We start from the raw sequence: 24323 nt of genomic DNA, 5'->3' as shown, positions 1-24323 counted from the left end.
ACATAACGTTCATCGCGCCGAAACATCCCTTCCGTATATTTCCGCCTCGCTAACAAAGCGGACAGGGAGATATAACAATGGGCAACCCCAAAGCGAACCGGCGCGCCGGAGCCGCCACACGTGTCGGCATCGGCGCGATCCTGGCGGTGCTGGCCACGGCAGCGGTACTGCACGGCTGCGGCAGCGACAGCACCGACGCGGCAGCCGCGCCGGTGGCTCCGGCCGCCCCCGCCGCTCCCGCCGCGCCGGTCGTGCCGGCCGGCGATGCAGCCAGCACCAGCGCCAACATCCAGGCCGCGTGGGTAGAGATCGGCGACAGCAACCAGGCCATCGCCCGCGTCATCACCAGCTATGTCGCGCCGGCCGCCGCCGCGGGCAGCGCACTGCCGTCGAATGCGCTGTGCCCCTTGCTGACGGTAGATGGCGTGCAGCAGCGCATGGCGCTGCGCGTGGTCGCCGGCACCATGCCGCTGCGCACCACCGCCAGCGCCGCTGCCGACTCCAAGCCATCGGACTTCCCGGTCTCGGTGTGCGAAGCGACCCTGCCGGCCAATGCGGCCGCCGCCAGCGTGGCGGGCCAGACACTGCCGCTACCCAAGGCCCAGCCGCAGCGCGTGCTGGTGCTGGCCGACACCGGCTGCCGCCTGAAGAAGGCGGATAACGCCTACCAGCCTTGCAGCGACGGCACCGCGTGGCCGTTTGCCGCGCTCGCCGCCACCGCCGCCGGCATGAACCCCGACCTGGTCCTGCATATCGGCGACTACCACTATCGCGAAAACCTCTGCCCGCCCGATATCGCCGGCTGCCAGGGCACGCCGTGGGGCTATGGCTGGGATACCTGGCAGGCCGACCTCTTCAAGCCCGCCGCCGCGCTGATGGCCAAGGCACCGTGGGTGGTGGTGCGCGGCAACCATGAGGAATGCGCGCGCGCCGGCCAGGGCTGGTTCCGCTTCCTCGATCCACGCCCGTACTCGGACGCGCGCTCCTGCAACGACCCGGCCAACGACGGCAACGCCAACTACTCCGAGCCCTACGCCGTTGCGCTCGGCACCGGTTCGCAAGTCATCGTCTTTGACTCGGCCAAGGCCGGCAAGACCGCGCTGCCCACCAACGACCCGCAGTTCATCGCTTACCAGAAGCAGTTCCAGACGGTGGGCTGGCTCGCCGCCAGGCCGGGCATGAGCACCACCCTGTTCACCAACCACCATCCCATCCTGGCCTTTGCGCCGGTGGCGGGCAACAACCCCGCGCCGGGCAACCTGGCGCTGCAGTCGGTGATGAGCAACGCCAACGCCCAGGCTTATTACCCGGTCGGCGTGCACGTGGCGCTGCACGGCCACGTGCATGACTTCCAGGCCATCAATTTCGCCTCCGGCCACCCGGCCACCATCGTGTCCGGCAACGGCGGCGACAACCTGGACGTAGCGCTGCCCGATCCGCTGCCGCCCGGCACGATTCCCGCGCCCGGCACCGTCATCGACAAGATCACCCATCACAGCAGCTTCGGCTTCGTGATGATGGAGCGCAACGCATCGCCCGCCACCGGCTGGACCTTCAAGGCCTATAGCGTGGCCGGCAAGCTGATGGCTACCTGCGTGCAAACCTCCAATACGCTGGCTTGCGACAAGACCGGCTTCCTGGCGCCGTGAGCGCAGCCACGCGCGCCGCCATCGCCCTTCTGGCCTGCGTTGGCGGTGCCTGCCTGGCGGCGCCGCCGCCCGGCGTGGCGCTGACGCCGGGCGCCCCGCCCGCGGGCGTGGTGGCGACCATCGGCAACGGCACGCCAAAGGTCACCGCCAAGGTGGACCCCACCGCCGCCGTCTTCCGCCCCGATCCTGGCCTGGCCGCGCTGGGCAAGCGCATCTTCTTCGACGCCCGCCTGTCGGAGCCGCGCGGCACATCCTGCGCCGCCTGCCACGACCCGGCGCGCGCCTTCGCGCCAACACTGTCGCCCGCCGCTCTGGCCGGGCCGCACGTGCCCCAGGGCAGCCGGCCCGGCCGCTTCAGCCTGCGCAACGCGCCGTCGCTGCTTTACGTGCGCTACATTCCACGCCGGCACTTCTACCAGGACAACGACGCGCCCTACGCGTCGCCCTTCGGCGGCCTGTTCGCCGACGGCCGCGCCGACACACTCGCCGAGCAGGCGCGCGGCCCCTTGCTCGATCCCAACGAGATGAACAACGGCACCCCCGCCAGCCTGCTGCGCAAGGTCAAGGGGACCGGGCTGGCACCCGCGCTGGCCCGGCACTTCGGCGCCGCGGTACAGACCGATCCCGAGCAAATGGTGAGGGCGCTGGGCAAGGCGCTGGAGGCCTACCTGCAGAGCGATGAGATGGCGCCCTTCAGTTCCCGCTTCGATGACTACCTGCGCCACCGCACGCCGCTGGCACCGCAGGAAGCGCGCGGCCTGGCCTTGTTCAAGAACCCGGACAAGGGCAATTGCATGAGCTGCCACACGCTGGCGGACACCGCCAGCCGTCCCGAGCGCTCGCTGTTTACGGATTTCGGCTACGACGCCATTGCCGTTCCGCGCAACCGCGCGCTGGCCGCCAACCGCGACCCCGGCCATTTCGACAACGGCTTGTGCGACAGCGCCCGCCGCCTGCGCTGGCCCGAGCCGGAGCAATGGTGCGGCTATATCCGCACGCCCGGCCTGCGCAATGTGGCGGTGCGCCAGAGCTTCATGCACAACGGTGTGTTCACCACGCTGCGCGATGCGGTGGCGTTCTACAACACGCGCTCGACCGATCCGGGCAAGTGGTATCGCGGCGCCAGGACCTTCGACGACGTGCCGGCGGCCTACCGGGGAAACATCAACATCAACTCCACGCCGATGAACCGGCGCGCGGGAACAGCCCCGGCCATGACCGAAGCGGAGATCGACGATCTCGTGGCATTCCTGCGAACGCTGACCGATGCGCCTTATGCCGGCCTCATGCCGGGCGCGGCGGCGGCACAGCGCTGACCGGCCCGGCTACACGCTGCGCCGCGGCAGCGCCAGGCTGCCTCACGGCGCCGCGCAGACCGCGTCCGCTTCAAAGCCGCGAAAGACCTGTTGCGTAGGATCGGGCGTTGTTGCGATGGCGCCGCCCTCTGCCCGGACCAGCCGCAGCACCTGTCCGCCGCAACTCTTCGCGGCGGCATTGCGCTGAAAGCGGAACTCATACTCCCAACCTGGCAGCGGCACAAAGGAAATGCCCACCGCGCAGCGGTAAGGCTGGTCGTCGGCGGCCGATGCCGCCATCGCGGTCAGGTAGATCCGATGGCCTGCCAGCAACCACCGTTCGCGCGTGCGGCCGGGGGGCTCCGGCGAGATCCCCACCATCGCCAGGCCGGGTTCCCTCCCCATCGCCGTGATCTGGTTTCCCGTCGCGGCCAGCAAGAGCGGCTTGGGCGGCTTGGGACATTTRCCCGCATCCACCACGCTGAAGGTCGTGTTGTCTTCCGTGTTGGTCAGCAACCGCACACGGGCGGCGGGTGCGCCGGTCTCGACCCGGTAGTGGGACACGCAGCCGGTCAGCGCGAGCGCCAGGAGCGATGCCGGGCCCAGAGGGATAACGGCTTTGCAGACTTTCGACATGGGAATGCGGGAAAGTTGGCTGTTGGCAGAGCATACGCGCATTGATTCGCCATGCGCGTCCACCGGATGCCCGATGGCGCCAGCCGCGATCCGCCAGGTACAGGCATGTTTGACTTAGCGCTTCCGCAGCGCGACGGCGTCCCGACGATCACGAACTGCGCGTCGCCGGGGATGCGGTCAATGGCGCCGCGATTGTCCGGTCCGGGGGCCCGGCCGCCATTCCGGGAGGACTTGCCGCAAGTAAAGACCTGGCGCAAAGTGAGCGACACGCACGGATGCCCGCGCCGCAAGCGCAGCATCGGTCACCGTGCGCAGCTCTCGCCAACGGAGGTTCCCATGGCCGGTTCAGCGCAATCCTTCCAGGAATTCGAACGGGCTGGCTGGGAGGACCCCGCCACCGTCTCCGGATACGACGAAAACCTTTCGGGCGTCACCATCCAATCCATCGGCGCACTGCTGGATGCGGCGGCCGTTGGCGACGGAACACAAGTGCTGGATGTCGCGACCGGCGCGGGCTATGTGGCCGACGCGGCGGCGCGGCGCGGCGCGCATCCGGTGGGCATCGACTTCGCGGCCGCGCAGGTCGGGATGGCACGCCAGCGCTATCCCGCGCTGCGCTTCGAACAGGCCGATGCACAGGCGCTTCCGTTCGAACCGGGCACCTTCGATGCGGTCGTCAACGCCTTCGGCATGTGCCACCTGCCCGATCCCGACCTGGCGCTGCGCGAGGCCTTGCGCGTGCTCAAGCCCGGCGGGCGCGTGGCATTCACCGTGTGGGACGTGCCGGAGCGCGCCGTGGGATTCGGGGCGCTCTATGCCGCCGTGCGCGCCCACGGCACATTGGATGTCGGCCTGCCGGCGGGACCGAACTTCTTCCTGTTCAGCGATCCGGATGCGTGCGCAAAGGCGCTGCTCGGCGCGGGCTTTGTCTCCCCCTCCTGCCGCCAGGTGCCGCAGAGCTGGCGCATGGCGACGCCCGACCAGCTCTTCCAGATGGTCGCGGCGGGAACGGTGCGCGCATCTGCCACCCTGCGTGCGCAAAGCCCGCAAGCCAGGGAAGCCATCCGCGCAGCGCTCCGGGACACCGTTGCCGCCTATGTCAGCGGCGACGCCTTCGACGTGCCGATGCCGGCCCTGCTGGCAACCGCAGTCAGGCCATAGCGCGAACGCCGGCGCCGCGCAAAGGGTCGCTTAAGCAGATCCAAATTGACTTCGATTTCGTTCGGAACTACCCTCGGTTGAGCCATTGACCCAGCCCTGAGCGGCTGTTCACGTGTGTTCGCATCTGTTCGCGGCTGCCCAGGGCGAGCCGGCATAAGAGAACAACAAGACAAAGACAACAATAGAGACAGCCCCACCGTGCCTCCCCGCCTGACCGACCTCCGCCCCGTCCTGCCGATCCTGCTCGGCGCCTCCGTGATGCTCAGCCTGGCCATGGGCCTGCGACAGAGCCTGGGCATCTTCATGCCGCCCCTGACCAGGGACATCGGCATCTCGGTGTCGGACTTCACGATTGCGATTGCGGTGCAGAACCTGGCCTGGGGCCTGCTCCAGCCGCTGGCCGGCGCGTGGGCCACGCGGGTAGGATTCCGGCCCCTGATGATGAGCGGCTCGCTGCTCTATGTGCTGGGCCTGGTGCTGCTGGCCACCGCCCACGGCATCGTGGGCGTGACGCTCGGCGCCGGCGTGGCGATCGGGGCGTCGATGGCCTGCACCGGCAGCGCCATTTCCATGGCGGTCGCGGCACGCCCGGTGCCGGCCGCCTTGCGCAGCACGGTGCTGGGCATCGTGTCGGGCGCCGGCTCGCTCGGGGCCCTGGTAGCCGCGCCGATCGGGCAAATGGTGGCGCAATCCTACGGCTGGCGCGTGGGCCTGGCGGCCTTTGTCGTGCTGGCGCTGGTGATGCTGCCGGCCGCCTGGTTTGCCGGCAAGGTGGATCGCCTGCCGCTGCCCACGCCGCCGGGCGGCGTGCAGCAAAACGCGCGCGAGGCGCTTGGCACGGCCTTGCGGCACAAGGCCTTCCTGGTCATGGGCGCCGCTTATTTCGTCTGCGGCATGCAGCTGGTTTTCCTCACCACGCACCTGCCCTCGTATCTCGACGTCTGCGGCATGGACCCCATGCTCAGCGCCAAGGCCCTGGGCGTGATCGGCGGCTTCAACGTGCTGGGCAGCCTGTTCTTCGGCTGGGCCGGCGGCCGGGTCAACAAGCTCATGCTGCTCGGCACCATCTACACCGTGCGCTCGCTTGCGCTGACCTGGTATTTCTCGTCCGCGCCCACGCCCGGCAGCACGCTGGTGTTCGCCGCGGTGATGGGTTTCCTGTGGCTGGGCGTGGCACCGCTGGTGGCAGGCTGGATCGCCGAAACCTTCGGCCTGCGCTGGCAGGCGATGCTTGGCGGCGTGGCATTCTTCAGCCACCAGATCGGCAGCTTCGTCGGCGCATTTGGCGGCGGGCTGGTCTACGATCCGGCATCCCGGCTGCGGCCGGAACGACAAGGAGGCAACCATCATGGCCCTGACGCTCCATGCTCATCCGCTGTCCTCTTTTTGCCACAAGGTGCTGATCGCGCTTTACGAGAACGGCACGCCGTTTTCCACCCATCTGGTCAACCTTGGCGAGCCGGACTCCCGCGCCGCCTTCCTGGCGCTCTGGCCCATCGGCAAGATGCCGGTCCTGCGCGACGACAGCCGCGGCCTGACAATCCCGGAAAGCACGATCATCATCGAGTATCTCGACCGGCATTACCCCGGCGCGCGCCCGTTGCTGCCCGCCACGGACGACGAGCGCCGCGAGGTTCGGCTATGGGACCGCACCTTCGACCACTACGTGCACATCCCGGTGCAGAAGATCGTGGGCGACCGGCTGCGGGCCGATGGCGAGCGCGATCCGCGCGGCGTCGCGGACGCGCAGGCCACGCTGCGCACTGCCTATGACATGATCGAGCAGCACATGGCGGACAGGACCTGGGTGGCGGGCGAGCATTTCACCCTGGCGGACTGCTCGGCGGAGCCGGCGCTGTTCTATGCGGGCATGGTGATGCCGTTCGCGCAAACGCATCCGCGCCTGGCCGCCTATGCGGAGCGCCTGTGGGGCCGCCCGTCCGTGCAACGTGTCATCGCCGAAGCCCGCCCCTACTTCCACCTGTTCCCGGTCAAGGGCGCCATCCCGGCGCGCTTTCTCCGGGACGAGCCGCCGGTTGCCTGATCTTCCCTGGGGACGCCATTCGATGTCGGCTGCCGCAATAAGACGCGAGTCCGGGAGCCGCGGGCCGGGCAATGCGTCGGCGCGGCCGGCCGGCCGGAGCCGCCTCCCGAGACCGCAAGTGACGTGTGCGACAGGCAGGCCTGCCCAGCGCTAGGCCATGAGCACCGCCCTGGTGCCTAAAGCCGGGATAGGGCCGCAATGGCCCTGCTACTCCGGGCTTTGATCCGCTGCTGTGCTCCTTAATATGCGGGCACGTGTTCTGCGGCGCGTGATCCGTCCCGCTTGCTGACTCTCCGATTTTTCGATTTGCTGGGTGGCGGCGCCTCGTGGGTACCGCCAATTCGTCCTCATCGCCCCGAGTGCGCTCCCGCCGCCCGGGGCGTTTTTTTTTTCGGCGCGGCCTGGTCGGCGCGGCGAGCCGGTATTACGGACCAGGTGGTCTACAATCATGGTTTCCACTCCTGCCGCACGATTCCATGGCACGACCGCGCGAATTCGACGAAGACGAGGTTCTTGACCTGGCGCTCCGGGCATTCTGGGAAAACGGCTACGAGGGGACTTCGCTGGCCGACCTGCTCGAAGCCACCGGCCTGACAAAGTCGAGCCTTTATGGCGCGTTCGTCAACAAGGAGACGCTCTTCAGGAAAGTTCTCGAGCGCTACCATCAGCGCTATCTGGCCTTCCGGCAGGCTGCGCTGGCCGAGCCAACGCCGCGCCGGATCGCCGAGCGATTGCTGCATGGCATGGTCGAACTGCACACTGGCGCGGGCACGCCGCACGGCTGCCTCGAGACCAATGCCGCCCTGGCTTGCTCGCCCGGCAACGAAGCCATACGGGAGGCGCTTGCGTCGAACCGCAACGCCATTTGCGACCTGCTGCGCGATCGGTTCGAAGACGTCCTGGCCAGCGGGAATGGCCAGTTGCCGAAGGGGATGACGGCCGGCGGCGCCGCGCACTACATTGCCACCATCATCCAGGGCATGGCGGTGCGGGCCAAGAGCGGCGCGACGCGAGAGGACCTGCAGGCCGTCGTAGAGGCCACATTGCTGTCCTGGCCCAAGCGCTGAACGCACGCCAGCCTTGCCTGCCGTGGGCCGCGGCAGGCTTCTCGCTGGCCGCGCTTGCGATTGCCTGGATGGCGATGCAGCGCGGCCCGGCATGCATGCTTGCCGAGGAGACCGCCTGATTACACCGGGTCCCGCCAGTGAGCGGTCTCGGCAACGAGCGCATCGATCAGTGCCGCCATGGATGGCCGCTTGAGCGCCGACTGCCGGACCAGCACGCCGATCTCGCGAAAGACCGGTTCGCCCGGCAGCGGTATTTCCACGACGTTGCGCGCTGACTTGAGCGGGACCAGTTCCGCCGGAATGATCGCGCAGCCCAGCCCCTCGCCCACCATCTGCAGGATCACCGCTGGCTCGTCCAGCTCCATGCTCTCGTCCACCCACAGCCGGTGGCGCCGGAGATAGCGGTCCACCAGCTGGCCGCCCATGGAATGCCGGTTGTAGCGGATGAATGGCAACGCCGCCAGCGCCGCCTTCAGCTCGCGCGGCGAGCCGGAGGGCGCGATGCCGACAAAGCGCTCCCGCATCAGCGGCACCCATTTGAGTTCCTGGGGAATGCCAAGCCTGGGCCTGATCAGGACGGCTACGTCAAGCTCGCGGGCATCCACCTGGGTAAGCAACTGGGTGGACATGCCGGGAACGATATTGACGTGCGCCTTGGGAAAGCCGGCGCGCAGGCGCTTCATGGCCTTGGGCAGCAGCGTGGCCTGCACGGTCGAGACGGCGCCAAGATCCAGCGGCGTGGTATCCGGGGCCGAATGCACGCGGCCCTTCATCGACTCATAGAGCTCGACAAAGCGCATGGCCTCCGGAAGCAGCTTGCGGCCCTCCTCGCTCAGTGCGACCGACTTGCCGGCCCGGTCGAACAGGGCGCATCCCAGGTCTTCCTCCAGCCGGCGGATCTGCGTGCTCACAGCGGACTGCGTGAGGGCCAGGCGCGCGCCAGTGGCGGAAAAGGACGAGGTTTCGGCGGCGACCAGGAAGGTACGGAAATAGCGGATCATCCGGTGCGGCTCATGGTCCGATCATGGTTTTATATCGAAAATTTCTATGCTGAGCACAGAAATCATTCGTTTCATATTACGACTTCTGCTGATTACAATCAATGCGGACGCACTGCCGATACCCCCAACCCACAAGAGCCCCTCCCATGAGCGCAACGCCGTTGTTCCACCTGGCTTTTCCCGTCAACGACCTGGCGGAAGCCCGCCGCTTCTACGGCGGACTCCTCGGCTGCCCGGAAGGCCGCAGTTCCGATGCCTGGATCGATTTCAATTTCTACGGCCACCAGGTCGTCGCGCACCTCGCGCCGGAAGAATGCGGCCATCGCGCAACCAGTGCCGTCGATGGCGACGAGGTGCCGGTGCGGCACTTCGGCGCGATCCTGTCCATGGAAGCGYGGGAAGCACTGGCTGACAAGCTGCGCGCCGCTGACACCCGGTTCGTGATCGAGCCGCATGTACGCTTCAAGGGACAGGTTGGCGAGCAGGCCACGATGTTCTTCCTCGATCCGTCGGGCAATGCCCTTGAGTTCAAGGCCTTCGGCGACATCAGCCAGGTCTTTGCAAAGTAACCGCCTCCTCACATACGCCCCCAGGAACCCAGACATGACTGAATTCGTCATCCAGCCCGCCGGGCAGGCGAGCGTCGCCGTGGCCGGCAGCAGCGCCCGCTTCCCCATCCGCCGCGTGTTCTGCGTTGGCCGCAACTATGCGGCGCATGCGCGCGAGATGGGCAATGACCCGGACCGCGAACCGCCGTTCTTCTTCACCAAGCCGGCCGATGCGGTGGTAGCCGCGGAAGGAACCGTGCCCTATCCGCCGCTGACGGACAACCTCCATCATGAAATCGAACTGGTGGTGGCCATCGGCAAGGGTGGCGCCAACATCAAGCCGGAGCAGGCGCTCGAACTGGTGTGGGGCTACGGCGTTGGCGTGGACCTGACGCGCCGCGACCTGCAGGACACCGCCAAGAAGATGAGCCGCCCGTGGGACTGGTCGAAGGGCTTCGACGCCTCCGCCCCGTGCGGTCCGCTACAGCCCGCTGCCAGCATCGGGCACCCCGCCCACGGCCGCGTATGGCTCAAGGTCAATGGCGAGCCCCGCCAGGAAGGCAACCTGAACGAGCAGATCTGGCCCGTGGCGGACGTCATTGCCTACGTATCGCAAAGTGTGACCCTGGCGCCGGGTGACCTGATCTTCACTGGCACGCCGGCTGGCGTCGGCGCGCTGCAGCCGGGCGATGCGGTGACCGCGGGCATCGAAGGCGTCGGCGAGATCGCTTTCCGGATCGGCAAGCGCTGAGGCGAACGCCGCAAGGCCACTCATCGTATTTCCAGGTGCATCCGGGCCCGGTTTCCTGTTCGCGCCCGGCGGATTCCCCGCCGGGCCGTTTCAGCAGCAACAAAACGCTGCGACGGATCGCGGGGATATCCATCCAGGTGCGTCAATGTCGATTTCTTTTAGTAGGACATCCTACGACGAAAACGTCTAAAGCGGCAGGCGGGCGCTATCCGCCCCCAAGCCGGAGCGCCAGCCCCGAGCCGCCGCTAAATTGATAGAAGCAGACGATCATCGCCGACACTTCCCGCCGTCTCTTGACGAAGCGCGTGTAAAGCTTATACTTCCCTCCAAGTTGTACGATAACTTATAAGTTGGCGGCACAGGGCAACCAGCGCCGGACAAACCCATGCGAGGAGAGACAATGCGCGAGAACCGGATTCGGAAAATGTGGGCGGGGGGGCACGCTGTCATCAACGGCTGGCTGTCCATCCCCAGCGGCTTCGCCGCGGAGACCATGGCCCACCAGGGCTGGGATTCACTGACGGTGGACCTGCAGCATGGCGCCGTCGACTACCGCGACGCCATCACCCTGTTCACCGCGATCTCCACCACGGACACCGTGCCCGTGGTACGGGTGCCGTGGAACGAGCCGGGCATCCTGATGAAGGTGCTCGACGCCGGCGCGTACGGTGTCATCTGTCCGATGATCAATACCCGCGAAGACGCGGAACGGTTCGTCGCCGCCACCCACTACCCGCCGCTGGGCACGCGCAGCTTCGGACCGATCCGCGGCTTGCTTTATGGCGGCGCCGACTATCCGGAACACGCCAACGAGACCATCGTCACCTTCGCGATGATCGAGACCATGCAAGGGCTCAACAACCTGGACGACATCCTCTCGGTCCAGGGGCTCGATGCCGTCTATATCGGCCCGTCCGATTTGTCGCTGGCGCTCGGTTGCAGGCCCACCTTCGACGATGTCGACCCGCCCGTTGCGGACGCCATTGCGCATGTGCTTTCGCGCGCCAAGGCCCACGGCGTAGTCGCCGGCATCCACAACGGCGCGCCGGAGGCGGCATTGCGCCGGATCGAACAGGGCTTCCAGTTTGTCACGGTGGGCTCCGATGCGCGGCTGATGGCGGCCGGCGCCAGGCAGGTGGTCACGCAGATGCGTGCCGGGCAAGCCGCCCCGGGGCAGGCATCGGGCTATTGATATCTTTGATTTGCGGTTTGCGATTTGAAACACCGGCATCGCGGCGTACGCGATGCCAGTGCCATGCACTAACGGAGAACAAAAGTGAAGCTTGGATTTATCGGCCTTGGCATCATGGGCACCCCGATGGCGGCGAACCTCATCGCCGGCGGCCACGAAGTCAGCTTGTCCAGCCGCAGCGGCGTGCCGCAAAGCTTGCTGGACAGCGGCGGCGTGGCCTGCGGCAGCGGCAAGGAAGTGGCCGAACGGGCCGACGTGATCTTCCTGATGGTGCCGGACACGCCCCACGTGGAAGCGGCGCTGTTCAACGAGGGCGGCATTGCCGACGGACTGAGCGCCGGCAAGATCGTGGTCGACATGAGTTCGATCTCGCCTATCGCCACCAAGGCATTTGCCAAGCGTATCGACGCGCGCGGCTGCCAGTACCTGGATGCGCCGGTATCGGGCGGCGAGGTCGGCGCGCGCAATGCCACGCTGTCCATCATGGTGGGCGGGCCGGAGGCTACCTTCGAAACGGTACGGCCGCTGTTCGAACTGATGGGCAAGAACATCACGCTGGTGGGCGACAACGGCGCGGGGCAAACCGCCAAGGTCGCCAACCAGATCATCGTGGCGCTGAACATCGAGGCGGTCGCCGAAGCGCTGCTGTTCGCGTCCAAGGCGGGCGCGGACCCGGCGCGCGTGCGCCAGGCGCTGATGGGCGGCTTTGCCTCCTCCAAGGTGCTGGAAGTGCATGGCGAACGCATGATCAAGCGCACGTTCGAACCGGGTTTCCGCATCGGGCTGCACCAGAAGGACCTGAACCTTGCGCTGTCGAACGCCCGGGAGATGGGGCTGTCGCTGCCGAATACCGCCACCTGCCAGGAATTGTTCAATGCGTGCACAAGCCATGGTGGCGCGGGCTGGGATCATTCGGGGCTGGTCAGGGCGCTTGAGCTGATGGCCAACCATGAAGTCGCCCCCAAGCAAGGCTGAAGCCCCCGCAGCAACCATGCGATCCGGACCGGATTCCACGCCGACCGGATCGCAGGCATCGCGTTGCGGCAGGCGCAGGCAGCATCGGTGGTGAACGGTTGGTGCAAGGCAAAATGCGGTGCCGTGCAAATACGGAAATTYCCGAAGGGCGAGCGACCGCATACGCAGTATGCTTTTGCGAGCCCGCCACTCTCGCGTTGGAGCAGGCGGACCTCCACACTATGAGGAGCTTGCATTGCGTCCCACCGACCGAGCCGGTCCCAAGCCGATCGCCAGCGCCGGCAGTCCGACTGATCCGCCCTTCGTCTTCAGCACGCTAAGCGATCTCATCGCCGAAGTGCTCAGCCTGAGCCGTCCCGCCGAACCCGGGGATCCGCCCCGCGTAGCCGAACTGACCGCCCAGATCGATGCGCTGAACCGCAGCCTCGGCGAGCGCATGGCGAACGGCTGCGCCGAATTGCAGAGTGTCAGCGCCGGCCTGGACAGCGTGCTGCAGCTAGCGGAGTTGCAGAGCGAGAAAGCCGAAGAAGCCTATGGCTTGTACTGCCTGCTGAAGCTGCTGAAGCTGCAGCTGGATGACGCGGTGGAAGACATGCACCGGCTGCTTTGAGCGATGCATCGTACGCGCCCTTCCCGTCAGCGATCGACAATCGTGCCGAGATTGACCCGCACGCGCTGGAGCAAGCGGATCAACTGCTCCCGCTCCTGCGCGCTGAGCCCTGCCAGCGCTTCCTCGGCAACCTCATCCCCGACCCGGCGCGCCTTGTCCAGTGCCTTCTCCGCCTTGGGCGTCATGCGCACCACCCGTTCCCTGCGGTCCGCGGGGTTCGGCAGCCGTTCGATCCAGCCGCCCTCTTCCATCCGGTCCAGCAGGCGGCCAGCCGAGATCGGCGCGACTTCAAGCAAGTCGGCCAGCCGCACCTGGTTGACTTCACCGTAGTGCGACAGGTAGGCGAGCGCGCGGCATTGCGCCCTGGTGAGATCAAGGGACGACTTCGCCAGGTCGTCGAAGCGCTTGCCGCTGAGCCGGCCGACGTCCGAGACCAGGAAGCCAAAGCGTTTTTCCAGTTTCGTTTCCATGGCGCGATTGTACAAACATCTACCTCCGTGGACGCGGTACCGCCAGCGAAAACCGCCTTGCCATGCCTTGTGGCGTCCGTATAATAAGCATGCTTATCATATCCCCGTCCACCAGCCTGCCTTATCCATGTCATCCGAAGCGGTAGCAGGGCGCGTAGCGATGCCGCTCAACCGGCCCATGATCACCATCTCGATCATGGCCGCCACCCTGATCCAGACACTAGACAGCACCATCGCCAATGTGGCGCTGCCGCATATGCAAGGCAGCCTGTCGGCATCGCAGGATGAAATCACATGGGTGCTGACCTCGTACATCGTCGCTGCCGCGATCGCCACGCCGCTGACCGGCTGGCTGTCCGACCGGCTCAGTGTGAAGCGCCTGCTGGCCGTCTCGATCACGGGCTTCACCATCGCTTCCGCGTTCTGCGGGCTCTCGGACACACTCGCGCAGATCGTGGCCTCCCGGCTGCTGCAAGGCATCTTCGGGGCGTCGCTGGTACCGCTGTCGCAATCGATCCTGCTGGACATCAATCCCCGCGAAAAGCAGGGACAGGCGATGGCGGTCTGGGGAATGGGGGTGATGGTGGGCCCGATCCTCGGCCCGACGCTGGGTGGCTGGCTCACCGACAGCTATAACTGGCGATGGGTGTTCTTCATCAACGTGCCGATTGGCGCCTTCGCGCTGTTTGGCGTGCTGTCGTTCCTGCCCGCCAGGGCGGCGGAGCGGGCGGTGAAGTTCGATGCCTTCGGCTTTATCACGCTTGGCCTGGCGATCGGCGCGCTGCAGGCCATGCTGGACCGCGGCGAGCAGCTGGACTGGTTTGGCTCGCTGGAGATCCGGATCGAAGCCATCCTGGCCGGAGTGAGTTTCCTCTACTTCCTCGCGCACACCGCCACCGCCGGGCCAAAGTCGTTTTTCCGCTACCAGTTGCTGAAGGACCGCAACTTCGCCACCGGCGCCTGCTTTATCTTCGTGATCGGCGCGGTCATGTACGCCACCCGTGCGCTGCTGCCGCCGATGTTGCAGAACCTGATGGGCTATCCCGTCGCCACCACCGGACTGGTCACCGCGCCAAGCGGCGCGGGCACCATGCTTTCAATGCTGCTGGCCGGACGCCTGCTCAAGCGCATCGACGCGCGCGTGCTGCTGCTGTCGGGCTTCCTGATCTCCGCCTTCGCGCTGTGGCAGATGATGCAATATACCGTCGTGCTGTCGGTCTCCGACATCGTCTGGCCCGGCATCATCCAGGGCTTCGGGCTGGGGCTGGTGTTCGTGCCGCTCAGCGCGCTGACATTCTCCACGCTCGCCCCGGAGCTGCGCGCGGACGGCACCGCCACCTACAGCCTGATGCGCAATATCGGCAGCAGTATCGGCATCTCCGTCATCCAGACCTTGATGACGCGCAACACACAGGTTGCCCACGCCGACCTGGCTGCCAATGTGAGCGTGTACAACCCGGCCATGCAGGCGCTGCTGGCAAGCGGCTCGCGCTACGACCTGGCCATGCTCAACCAGTCGATCAACCAGCAGGCTTCGATGATCGCCTACCTCAACGATTTCAAGGTCATGTTCCTCGCGACCCTGCTGGTGGTGCCGCTGATCCTGCTGATCAGGCCCACGCACCATGCCGGCGGCGACGCGGTCGCGCATGCGGCCATGGACTGACGCACGGCTAGCCGGCCGCCCTGCCCAGCCTCTGCCGGTGGTCCAGGTACTCCGCCACGGCGCGCTGGAACACGGGCAGCTTGCCGGTGAAGAAGTGGTTGGCGCCGGGCACCACCACAACGGGCAACTCCTGCGGGCGCGCCCAGTCGAACACGGCTTGCAGCGGTACGTTGGTGTCCAGTTCGCCGTGGATGACGAAGGTATCGGCAGGCACCGCGGGGGTGTCGTAATTGCGGCCGCCGGCGGCCGGGCCTGCCGGCATGCCGGCCAGGATCAGGTGTGCGATCTGTTCGCCGTCCTCCAGCAACTGCTTTGCCACGCGCGTCTGCACATAGGCGCCGAATGAGAAGCCGGCCAGCGCCAGCGGCAGGTCCGGGTGCGCCTGCCTGAGATGCCGGACGGCCAGAAGCATGTCATCCGTCTCGCCCTGCCCTGCGTCGTGACTGCCCTGCGTACCGCCCACGCCCCGGAAGTTGGGCCGCACGGCCAGATAGCCGCGCGCCTGGAAGATCCTGGCCAGCGCCACCGGAATCTTGTGCTCGGCGCTGCCGCCAAGCAGAGGATGCGGGTGCGCGATCACCGCGATGCCGGCAGGAGGCCCTTGCGGCGAATCCGCCAGGGCCTCGATGCGGCCGGCGGCGCCATCGAACCAGATGCGATTGTCTGAGGGAGAAAGCGAAGACATAGGGTATGGGAGGTAAGGCACAGGCAGTGGCAAGGCGAGCCGGTCAGCGCTGACGCCAGGGCTGCGGCCGCGAAGCCGCATTGTAATGCCGGGGGAGCGCGCGTGACAGACGGCGGCATGGAGGAGGATTCACCCACGGCCGCCGGTGCCTATACTCGTTGCACCACATCTGCGGCCGTCCGGCACCGCTCAGGAGGACATCTCATGGCTGCCCCTGCCCCCGATCCCGCGCCAGCCGCAAAGGCGGCAAGCGTGGCGCCCCAGGTCGTGCCGGCGGGCTACCGGCAAGGCATCATCACCGCCATCACGGTATTGCTTGGCTTCTCGCTGGCGTTCTGGCGCTTCTGGGGCTTCGAGAGCCCCGGCCGCTGGAGCACCCAGGCACTGCTCGCCGCCGCCTCGCTGCTGGCCGCCGTGTGCCTGCAGATCGTTGCCCTGTTCCGCTCGCTGCGGGTGGAGGATGACCAGGTGCCGGAATACCGCAAGACGGTGCGCTGGTTCATCGCCTCGGCGGTCGTGCTGCTGATCGGATTGTTCGGCGCCATGCTTGACGCGGCCATCACGGGATGACCGCGCGCCGGCGCCAGGCAGCCCGGCCCGGCGCCAAGTAGAATGCTCCTCGTCATTCAAAAGACAGGAGACAATGCCCATGACAATCCCCGCTACGTTGGAGTGCCTTTGCGGCCAGGTCCAGCTTCGTATTAGCGGAGCGCCGGTGGCCAGGGCCAATTGCCATTGCCAGGCTTGCCGGGATTTCTATGCGACGCCGGTATTTGCCGCCACGGCCTGGGAGCCGGCGCAAGTACTGGTGGAACGCGGCGCCGAGCACCTGGCCACGTACCACCACAGAACGCGGCAACTCGAGCGCCAGTTCTGCCGGCAGTGCGGCGAGACGCTGGTCGGCACCAACCGGCTTGGCATGTCGGTCATTCCCAACAGCCTCTTCGCGCGGGCAAGTGGCGGCGCGCTGCCGGAGGCCCTGCAACCGGCCATGCACCTGTTCTACCGGCATCGCGTGGTGGACGTGGAGGATCAGTTGCCGAAGTTCCTGGACGGATGGGATGGCCCGCTGCACAAGGCAGGGTTCTGAGCCGCCCGGCAAGCTCGCTCTCACTGAGGCTGCAGATGTACGACGGGTTGGTCACGCGCGGCCCGTCGGCGTTGCAGGCTTTGCGCCGGCGGGGCGCTCCCGCGCGGGCATCGTCATGGCAGCGACGCCGGCAACCACGCACGCCAGGCCGGCCCATGCCCCGGCCGTAAGCGACTCGCCGAGAAACACGATGCCGATGGCGACGCCGATCGGCACGCGCAGATAGGCTTGCGCCGTGGTTCCCACAGGACCCAGTGTGCGCACCAGGCGAAAGTAGATGACAAAAGCCAGCGCGGTGGAAAAAACCGATAGCGCCAGCAAGGCGGCCAGCGACGACATTGACGGATGCAGCGTCCAGGGCCGGTCCATGACCAGGCTTGCCGGCACCAGCAATGCCGCCCCCACGATCATCGAACCGGCCGCGGGCGCCGCCGGCGCCAGGTCCCTGAACGAGCGGCCGTAGATGGCCGCGCCGGCATAGCAGGCGGTGGCGGCAACAATGGCGAGTTGCGGCAACAACTGTTGCCCGAGGCCGCCCAGCACGCTGGTGCCGACGATCATGCAAATGCCCGCGAGCCCGGCGATCACGCCGAACAGCTTGCGCGCCGCGATGCGTTCGTGGCGGGTGACCAGCCAGGTTCCCAGCACGGCCATCACCGGCGAGGCGGCGTTCAGGATCGTCGCCAGGCCGGCCGGAACCGACTGCTCGGCCCAGGCGATGAGCGTAAAGGGCACCACGCTGTTCAGCATGGCCTGCACGGCAAAGCGGCGCCAGGTTCCAGCATCACGCGGCATCGGCATGCCCCTGGCGGCCATCCAGGCCACCAGCAGCGCGCCGGCGATCAGTGTTCTTGCCGCGATCAGCGTCACCGGGGGAATCGTGGCAACGCCGAGCCGGATAAAGGTGTAGGACGCGCCCCATAGCGTGGACAAGGCCAGCAGCAGCGCCAGGTCCGGCGCGGGCCCGCTGGCGTGGGCCGCGCGCGCATCCGCGGTGGGGTTGGCTGGCATGCGGTTCTCCCGGGGAAGGCATCGCAACCATTGTGGGCATGCGACGCGGGCGAACGTTTCAGCGTGTGCTGAACAATGGATTGCAAGCCATGCACCGGCGCGGTCATCGGGCAGCCCTTGGCGAAGTTACGCTATCACCACAAATCCATCCAGAGCCAGTATCAGCGAGCGCGCGGATCGCATATGCGCGGGGCGGATATCTCGCGGCTGGACCTCACTGCGCAATCGGCGGGGCTATATGCCATCTCGCGGGGCCTGTCGCACGTGTTCGCCGACGATCACGAGATGCTCGCGCACGGCATGGTGATGTATGACGCCCTTTTCGCCTGGTGCCTGCACTGCCAGGCGGAAGAACATCGCTGGTCGCCGGTCATGCCTGCCCAGGACACGCCCTGACGCGGCCTGGCCGGGCGACAATACGTTAACAACCAACCAGCCAGTGCCATACGCCCATGTCCCTGCGCACCGCCGCCCCCGCCCTGGCCTCCGCGCTGCTGTTCGGGGCAAGCACGCCACTTGCCAAAGCCCTGGCCGGATCCGTCCCGCCCTTGCTGTTGGCGGGCTTGCTTTACCTGGGCAGCGGCCTGGGTCTTGGCCTGCTGCTGGTGCTGCGGCGCATCGGGATGGGCTCCGGCAATGCCGGTACCCAGATGCCTGGCATTCCGCGCCGGGAAATGCCGTGGCTGCTGGGCGCCATCCTCGCCGGCGGCATGGCCGGGCCGGCCTTGCTGATGAGCGGCCTGGCCGGAACTAGCGCGGCGTCGGCTTCCCTGCTGCTGAACGTGGAAGGCGTGTTCACCGCGCTGATCGCCTGGGTGGTCTTCAGGGAGAATGCCAGCCGCCCGATCGTGATCGGCATGGCCGCCATCGTTGCCGGCGGCTTGCTGCTGTCCTGGCAGCCGGGCCGCCTGCCATTGTCAGCCGGCGCCTTGCTCATCATCGGTGCGTGTCTGTGCTGGGCCATCGACAATAACCTCACGCGCAAGGTGTCGAGCAACGACGCCGTGTTGATCGCCTGCATCAAGGGCTTGGCGGCCGGTCTCTGCAACACGGGGCTGGCCCTTGCCACCGGCGCCCGGTTGCCGGCGCTGCCCGCGCTGGGCGCGGCCATGGCCATCGGGTTCCTCGGGTACGGCGTCAGCCTGGCGCTCTTTGTCATCGCGTTGCGGCTGCTGGGTACCGCCCGCACAGGTGCCTATTTTTCCGTGGCGCCGCTGTTCGGCGTGGCGATTTCACTGGCCATGTGGCCCGAGCCGCCACATGTGGTGTTCTACGCGGCGGCCTTGCTGATGGCGCTGGGTGTCTGGCTGCACCTGCGCGAGCATCACGAGCACGAGCACACCCACGAGCCGCTCGAACACAGCCACACGCATCGCCACGATGCGCATCACCAGCATGAACACGACTTCCCCTGGGACGGGCGGGAGCCGCACCGGCACCTGCACCGGCATGCCCCCCTGGTCCACAGGCATCCGCACTATCCGGATATCCATCACAGGCATTCGCACTGACGCCGCCTGCGCGAACGCGCGGCACCGCGAGATCTGGCTGCGCGCCGCCGATGGCTATGTCGTGGCGATCGCGAGCCAGTATGGCAATCCCGGCCCGGCGGCCTAGCCGCCAAGGGTTTCCAGTGCCCCCTGATAGTCGTAGCAATCCAGTTGCGCCTGCAGGCGCTTGCACGCGTCGGCAGACAGGCCGCGGGCAATGACGTCGCGGTAGCGGGCGAACGTGTTGTTGGCCTCGCTATCGGCCCCCTCCAGTTGTCCGCGTAGTGCTTCCAGGACGGCAGCCAGCGCGGCATCCTGGCGATCGGGGCCGGCCGCCGGCACGGCGCCGGGCTGGGGTGAAGCGTCCTGAGCCGGCAAGTGCGCGCGCAGGACATCGAGCAACGGCAGCAAGGCCGCGCGCAGGACAGCCAGCAGTTTGACGGAATCCGGGCGCCCGGGCGCGGTCGGCAGCAACAAGCTCGCCTCCAGCGTAGCCGCGGCGGAGGAAAGCGCCATGGCGCCAAGATTGGCGGCCAGTCCCTTGAGCGAATGGGCCAGCGACAAGGCGCCGTCACGGTCGCCCCGGGCCATGCGCTCGCCGATGCGGTCCGGCATGTCGGCATAGCCCGCGGCGAAGCGTTCGAGCAACTGGCCATAGACCTCCACGCGGCCACTCACACGCCCCAGGCCGCCGTTCACGTCCAGGTGCGGGGAGGCCGCCAGCGCGTCGACCCAGGCCGGCCGGGCAACGGCTTGCGGCGCCGGATCTCCGCCACCGGGAACCGACAGCCATTGGCGCAGGGTGGCATAGAAGGCCGCCGGAATGATCGGCTTGGCGATATGGTCGTTCATGCCCGCCGCCAGGCAACGCGCCCGGTCTTCCGGCAGCGCATTGGCCGTCATGGCGATCACCGGCAAGCTCGCGAAACCCGGCAGCCCCCGGATGCGCCTGGTGGCTTCGAACCCGTCCATCACGGGCATCTGCACATCCATCAGGACAAGATCGTAGGCACCGGCCTGGACCTGGTTCAGCGCAATGGCACCGTTCTCCGCCACGTCCGGGTAGATCCCCGCGGCCTGCAGCAAGTGAACCGCAACCTCCCGGTTGATGTCGTTGTCCTCCACCAGCAACACCCGTGCGCTGGGCAAGGAGAGCATCGCGTCCGGCGCGCTCTCCCGCGCCTCGGCGGCGTCCTCCGGGGCATCCTCGTCGGCGGCCAGCGTGCGCACGGTCGCCTCCAGCAAGATCGAGGCGCTCACCGGCTTGATCAGGGTCGCATCGAAGCCGGAGCGCTCGCCTTCGCGCAAGACTTCCTCGCGGCCGTGCGCGGTGATCATGACCCGGCGGGGACGCGGGTGGCGCAGGCGCATGGCATCGATATGGCGGGCGGTCTCGATGCCGTCGAGACCAGGCATCTTCCAGTCGATGAACACGGCCTGGTACGGGTCGGCGGCCTCGTCAGCCAACGCGATTTTCGCCAGCGCGGCCCGGCCGGAGGCGGCCTCGTCCACGCGGAAGCCAAAGTTGCGCAGCATGGAGATGACGACCTGGCGCGCGTAGTCGTGATCGTCCGCCACCAGCAGACGGCAGCCGGCAAGCTGCGGTGCGACCATGGCACGGGCAGGCCGCTTCTTTCCTGCCTGCAGGTCGAGTTCGAACCAGAAGGTGCTGCCCTGGCCAGGGGTGCTGTCCACCCCCAGCGTGCCGCCCATCAGTTCCACCAGGCGGCGGCAGATGGCCAGGCCGAGGCCGCTGCCGCCGTAGCGGCGCGTGGTCGAGGCATCGGCCTGCTCGAAGCTCTGGAACAGGCGGGAGTGCGTGGCCGCATCGATGCCGATGCCGGTGTCGCGCACTTCGAAGCGCAGGCGGATGCGGGGCTGGGATTCGCCGGCGCCGCGGCGTTCGACGCGGATGACAATTTCGCCCTGATGGGTGAACTTGACCGCGTTGTTGGCGAAATTGATCAGGATCTGCCTGAGCCGAAGCGGATCGCCGCGCAACGAGTCCGGCACGTCCGGGGCGACTTCGACGATCAGTTCGAGATGCTTGGCGACGGCGCGCTCGGCCACCAGGTCGCTCACCGTGCGCAACATCCGTTCCAGCGAAAAATCGATCCGCTCGATTTCCAGCTTGCCGGCTTCGATCTTCGACAGGTCGAGAATGTCATCGATGATCTCCAGCAGATGCTGCCCGGAATGCTGGATCTTTTCCAGGTAGCCGCGTTGCTTCTCATCGAGCCGCGTGCGCAGCGCCAGGTGCGCCATGCCGATCACCGCGTTCATCGGGGTACGGATTTCATGGCTCATATTGGCCAGGAAGCTGGCCTTGGCATGGGCGGCGCTCTCGGCGGCCTGCTTGGCGACGACCAGCTCGGCATTGGCCTGGGCCAGTTCCCAGGTCCGCTCTTCGACCCGGCCTTCCAGCGTCTGGGACAGCGATTTCAGGCGGTGATTGGCCTCCACCTGCTCCGTGATATCGATGCCCACGGCACCGACCCCCACCACTTCGCCGGTGTGYGGGTCACGCACGGGAAAGCGCATCATCTGCAGCTGGCGCTCGCCAAGCGGTGTCTGCATGGCGTAGATGTGCTCCTCTGCCTTGCCCGAGGACATCACGCGCTCTTCCATCTCCCAGCGCGCCCGGGCTTCGTCCGCTGCCGTGTTGAACTCCCAGGTAGCCTTGCCCAGCACGTCGGCCTCGCTCGCTCCCAACAGGGCTTGCGTGGTCGGATTGGCGGCAAGCATGACGTGCTGGCGGTCCTTGAGCGACATGATCGCGGGCGAATGCTCGAGCATGGCGCGCATCCTCTCCTCGCTTTGGGCCAGGAGCCGGCCCTCCCGCCGCAGGATCCAGGTGGCGATGGCGATCAGCAGCAGGATGATGGCGGTCAGCGCCACCACGACATTTCGCGTGAACAGATAGGAGGAGAACGCCTCGCCCATCTCCTGCTCCACGATCAGCCCCACCTCCAGGCCGGGGATCCACCTGGCCGCGCCCGCGACCCGTTCGCCGCGGAAGTCCGGATAGTCGAAGGCAAGCACCGGCGCGCGGTCGCGCAGCACGCTCCCGGCGACCAGGGTCAGCGGGCCGTCCTGCTGGCCGCTCCCCCCGGCCTTGCCTGGCTGCAGAGGCACCCGGGCAGCGATATTGAGCATGGACGACGTATTCCGTGCCAGCCTGCCCGTTGCCGCCAGCTCGCGCGTGAAGCGGCTGGGAGAGGCCAGCCTGGCCTGGCTGTCGATGGYGTACAACTCGCCGGTACGGGCAAAGCGACCCGCTTCGATGATCGGCAGCATCACAGCGCGGGGATCCACCCGCAGGCACAACACGCCGATGTTGTGTCCCGCGTCGGACAGGCGGGCGCACACCACCTGGAACGGCAAGTCGGCCAGCGCGCCCGATGCGTCACGGGTTGGCTCCGGGGCCGGATAAGGGGGCGAGACCGCGCTGCCCTCCTCCAGCGCCCGCCTGGCGGTCCTGGCGGATTCCGGCAACAACGGGAGGCCGATGCGGCTGGGCAGTTCCGATGCGACGATCTGGAGTGCCGGCGTGGCCAGGGCAAAGCCCAGGTAGCCATTGCTCTGGTAGAGCGGCGTCGCCCATCGCTCAAACCTGGCCGCCGCCTCGCGGTCCGGCGACGGCTGGCCTTGCGCGGATAGCAACGGCCGCGCGAGCCTGAGCCCCTCCGCCATGCGCGCTATCGTTCCCGCCCGCCGCTGCTGTTCTCCGCTCCACAGCCCCAGCAGGCGCGCGTTGGCCGCCAGGGTCGACTCCATGCGCGCGCCCAGGATGGCGCGGTTATTCTCGTACACCAGGTGGATGGCGCCGCCGGAAAGCAGGCAGACCGCCAGCATGAGGAGCACGGGGCACACATAGCGCCAGGCACCGGGACGCATCCCCCGCTTGCGCCAGCCAGGCAGGGAATCAGAGACAGCCATGGCGATCATTCTCCAGGGGTCGCGGCTGAATAACCGTTGGCGGCCAGCAGCTCCGCCTCGCGCGCATGGTCCGCGTCGGTATCGGCGTAGCGTTGCGAAATGGCGTGGAACTCATGGGCGATCGCCAGGAACGCATCGACCATGTCCGGATCGAAATGACGGCCGCGGCCTTCGCCGATCATGCGCACCGCCTGCTCGTGCGGGAACGCCGGCTTGTAGACCCTCCGGCTGATCAGCGCATCGTATACGTCGGCAACCGCCATGAGGCGCGCGGACACCGGAATCGCATCTCCCGACAACCCTTCCGGGTAGCCGCTGCCATCCCACTTCTCCTGGTGATAGTGCGCAATCTCCCGCGCGTAGCGCAGGAAGGAGTTGGGAGCGCCGCACTGGGCCTCGGCTTGCGCGATGGCATCCCGCCCGAGGATGGTGTGGGTCTTCATGATCTCGAACTCTTCGGCGGTCAGCTTGCCTGGCTTGAGCAGGATGCGGTCCGGGATGCCCACCTTGCCGATGTCGTGGAGCGGTGCCGACTTGAACAGCAACGCGATGGTCTCGTCGTTGAGTTCCTCGCTGAAACGCGGGTGGTGCTGCAACGCCTGCGCCAGCCGCCGCACATAGTGCTGGGTACGCCGCAGATGGTTGCCGGTTTCGTTGTCGCGCGTCTCCGCCAGCGATGCCATGGCCATGATGGTGACATCCTGGATCATGGATATCTCCCGCATCCGCCGCTGTACCTCCTGCTCCAGGTAGGCCGACTTGTCCCGCAGGAAATCCCTGGCGTTCTTGAGCGTGAGATGGGTGGCGATCCTGGCGTGCATCACCAGCGGGCTGAGCGGCTTCATGATGTAGTCCACGGCGCCAACCTGGAACCCGCGCGTCTCGTCGTGCTCGCCGGTGCGGGAAGTGAGGAAGATCACCGGCACGTCCATGGTGGCCGGATTCGCCTTGAGCTGCCGGCACACCTCGTAGCCGTCCATGTCGGGCATCATCACATCGAGCAGGATCAGGCTTGGCGGCGCTGCCGACGCGATGCGCACCGC

General features: G+C 67.2%; 21 protein-coding genes and 3 pseudogenes. 17 read left to right on the top strand and 7 right to left on the bottom strand.

Translation table 11 applies throughout. The features are described from left to right. Window positions 1-77: 77 nt before the first annotated feature. Together AC1DKD_RS24255 and AC1DKD_RS24250 are read left to right on the top strand one after the other, a co-directional pair. Window positions 78-1649, top strand: a complete 1572-nt coding sequence (locus AC1DKD_RS24255; RefSeq protein ID WP_441636674.1) for a metallophosphoesterase — start codon at window positions 78-80, stop codon at window positions 1647-1649. Next, the gene (locus AC1DKD_RS24250) at window positions 1646-2965 is read left to right on the top strand and encodes a cytochrome-c peroxidase (RefSeq protein WP_477111307.1); all 1320 of its coding nucleotides are present in this window, start codon (window positions 1646-1648) and stop codon (window positions 2963-2965) included. The genes AC1DKD_RS24255 and AC1DKD_RS24250 overlap by 4 nt, the downstream gene beginning before the upstream one ends. 42 nt (window positions 2966-3007) lie before the next feature. Here AC1DKD_RS24250 and AC1DKD_RS24245 read toward each other — a convergent pair whose 3' ends face one another. Then, entirely contained in the window at window positions 3008-3580 is a 573-nt protein-coding gene (locus tag AC1DKD_RS24245; RefSeq protein WP_477102833.1) for a hypothetical protein, read from the bottom strand. Window positions 3581-3916: 336 nt separating this feature from the next. On the opposite strand from AC1DKD_RS24245, the gene AC1DKD_RS24240 reads away from it, so the two are divergent. The 5 genes and pseudogenes from AC1DKD_RS24240 to AC1DKD_RS24220 all read left to right on the top strand — a co-directional run bounded on the left by AC1DKD_RS24240 (window position 3917) and on the right by AC1DKD_RS24220 (window position 7852). Further along, window positions 3917-4741, top strand: coding sequence for a class I SAM-dependent methyltransferase (locus AC1DKD_RS24240; RefSeq protein ID WP_441633378.1), 825 nt, complete (start codon window positions 3917-3919; stop codon window positions 4739-4741). 258 nt (window positions 4742-4999) lie between these two features. Continuing rightward, window positions 5000-6046: pseudogene (locus tag AC1DKD_RS24235) on the top strand (MFS transporter); the annotation flags it as partial. A gap of 43 nt (window positions 6047-6089) precedes the next feature. Then, window positions 6090-6272: pseudogene (locus AC1DKD_RS24230) on the top strand (glutathione S-transferase family protein); the annotation flags it as partial. 159 nt (window positions 6273-6431) lie between these two features. After that, window positions 6432-6785 (top strand): glutathione S-transferase family protein, encoded by a 354-nt coding sequence (locus AC1DKD_RS24225; RefSeq protein ID WP_477143799.1) that lies wholly within the window; start codon window positions 6432-6434, stop codon window positions 6783-6785. Window positions 6786-7261: 476 nt separating this feature from the next. After that, a complete protein-coding gene (locus tag AC1DKD_RS24220) occupies window positions 7262-7852 on the top strand; it encodes a TetR/AcrR family transcriptional regulator (protein ID WP_477102834.1) in 591 nt (196 codons plus the stop codon). A 119-nt stretch (window positions 7853-7971) separates the two neighbouring features. Here AC1DKD_RS24220 and AC1DKD_RS24215 read toward each other — a convergent pair whose 3' ends face one another. Then, entirely contained in the window at window positions 7972-8853 is an 882-nt protein-coding gene (locus AC1DKD_RS24215; RefSeq protein ID WP_441633372.1) for a LysR family transcriptional regulator, read from the bottom strand. Window positions 8854-8999: 146 nt separating this feature from the next. Here AC1DKD_RS24215 and AC1DKD_RS24210 point away from each other — a divergent pair, with 146 nt between their 5' ends. The 5 genes from AC1DKD_RS24210 (at window position 9000) to AC1DKD_RS24190 (ending at window position 12929) form a co-directional block, all read left to right on the top strand. Further along, entirely contained in the window at window positions 9000-9422 is a 423-nt protein-coding gene (locus AC1DKD_RS24210; protein ID WP_477143798.1) for a VOC family protein, read from the top strand. A 34-nt stretch (window positions 9423-9456) separates the two neighbouring features. After that, on the top strand, window positions 9457-10152 hold the full coding sequence (locus tag AC1DKD_RS24205) for a fumarylacetoacetate hydrolase family protein (protein WP_441633368.1): 696 nt from the start codon (window positions 9457-9459) through the stop codon (window positions 10150-10152). Window positions 10153-10552: 400 nt separating this feature from the next. After that, a complete protein-coding gene (locus AC1DKD_RS24200) occupies window positions 10553-11344 on the top strand; it encodes an HpcH/HpaI aldolase family protein (RefSeq protein WP_441633366.1) in 792 nt (263 codons plus the stop codon). A gap of 84 nt (window positions 11345-11428) precedes the next feature. After that, a complete protein-coding gene (glxR, locus tag AC1DKD_RS24195; RefSeq protein ID WP_441633364.1) occupies window positions 11429-12319 on the top strand; it encodes a 2-hydroxy-3-oxopropionate reductase in 891 nt (296 codons plus the stop codon). 235 nt (window positions 12320-12554) lie between these two features. Continuing rightward, window positions 12555-12929: a hypothetical protein gene (locus AC1DKD_RS24190; RefSeq protein ID WP_441633362.1), complete on the top strand. Its 375-nt coding sequence runs from the start codon at window positions 12555-12557 to the stop codon at window positions 12927-12929. A 26-nt stretch (window positions 12930-12955) separates the two neighbouring features. On the opposite strand, the gene AC1DKD_RS24185 is transcribed toward AC1DKD_RS24190, so the two are convergent. Further along, window positions 12956-13399, bottom strand: a complete 444-nt coding sequence (locus tag AC1DKD_RS24185) for a MarR family winged helix-turn-helix transcriptional regulator (RefSeq protein WP_441633360.1) — start codon at window positions 13397-13399, stop codon at window positions 12956-12958. Between the two features lie 127 nt (window positions 13400-13526). On the opposite strand from AC1DKD_RS24185, the gene AC1DKD_RS24180 reads away from it, so the two are divergent. Beyond that, a complete protein-coding gene (locus AC1DKD_RS24180; RefSeq protein ID WP_441633358.1) occupies window positions 13527-15065 on the top strand; it encodes a DHA2 family efflux MFS transporter permease subunit in 1539 nt (512 codons plus the stop codon). A gap of 7 nt (window positions 15066-15072) precedes the next feature. Here AC1DKD_RS24180 and AC1DKD_RS24175 read toward each other — a convergent pair whose 3' ends face one another. Continuing rightward, window positions 15073-15750, bottom strand: a complete 678-nt coding sequence (locus AC1DKD_RS24175) for an alpha/beta hydrolase (RefSeq protein WP_441633356.1) — start codon at window positions 15748-15750, stop codon at window positions 15073-15075. A gap of 204 nt (window positions 15751-15954) precedes the next feature. Here AC1DKD_RS24175 and AC1DKD_RS24170 point away from each other — a divergent pair, with 204 nt between their 5' ends. Both AC1DKD_RS24170 and AC1DKD_RS24165 read left to right on the top strand, forming a co-directional pair. Continuing rightward, a complete protein-coding gene (locus AC1DKD_RS24170; RefSeq protein ID WP_441633354.1) occupies window positions 15955-16320 on the top strand; it encodes a hypothetical protein in 366 nt (121 codons plus the stop codon). Window positions 16321-16399: 79 nt separating this feature from the next. Then, entirely contained in the window at window positions 16400-16840 is a 441-nt protein-coding gene (locus AC1DKD_RS24165; RefSeq protein ID WP_441633352.1) for a GFA family protein, read from the top strand. A 51-nt stretch (window positions 16841-16891) separates the two neighbouring features. Here the strand turns inward: AC1DKD_RS24165 and AC1DKD_RS24160 are convergent, their stop codons facing one another. After that, window positions 16892-17851: a DMT family transporter gene (locus tag AC1DKD_RS24160; protein ID WP_441633350.1), complete on the bottom strand. Its 960-nt coding sequence runs from the start codon at window positions 17849-17851 to the stop codon at window positions 16892-16894. 183 nt (window positions 17852-18034) lie between these two features. Between AC1DKD_RS24160 and AC1DKD_RS24155 the strand changes: the two are divergent. Next, window positions 18035-18247, top strand: a pseudogene (locus AC1DKD_RS24155) (chromate resistance protein ChrB domain-containing protein); the annotation flags it as partial. Window positions 18248-18303: 56 nt separating this feature from the next. Further along, window positions 18304-19362, top strand: a complete 1059-nt coding sequence (locus tag AC1DKD_RS24150) for a DMT family transporter (RefSeq protein WP_441633348.1) — start codon at window positions 18304-18306, stop codon at window positions 19360-19362. 102 nt (window positions 19363-19464) lie between these two features. Here the strand turns inward: AC1DKD_RS24150 and AC1DKD_RS24145 are convergent, their stop codons facing one another. Together AC1DKD_RS24145 and AC1DKD_RS24140 are read right to left on the bottom strand one after the other, a co-directional pair. Then, a complete protein-coding gene (locus tag AC1DKD_RS24145; RefSeq protein WP_477143797.1) occupies window positions 19465-23280 on the bottom strand; it encodes a hybrid sensor histidine kinase/response regulator in 3816 nt (1271 codons plus the stop codon). 5 nt (window positions 23281-23285) lie between these two features. Continuing rightward, the coding region (locus tag AC1DKD_RS24140) for an HD domain-containing phosphohydrolase (RefSeq protein ID WP_477143796.1) at window positions 23286-24323 on the bottom strand (1038 nt) is incomplete at its 5' end.

The organism is Cupriavidus sp. 05T313 (assembly GCF_056396665.1).
The sequence above is the reverse complement of the archived record's forward strand: the minus strand, read 5'-3'. Positions and strand labels throughout refer to the sequence as shown.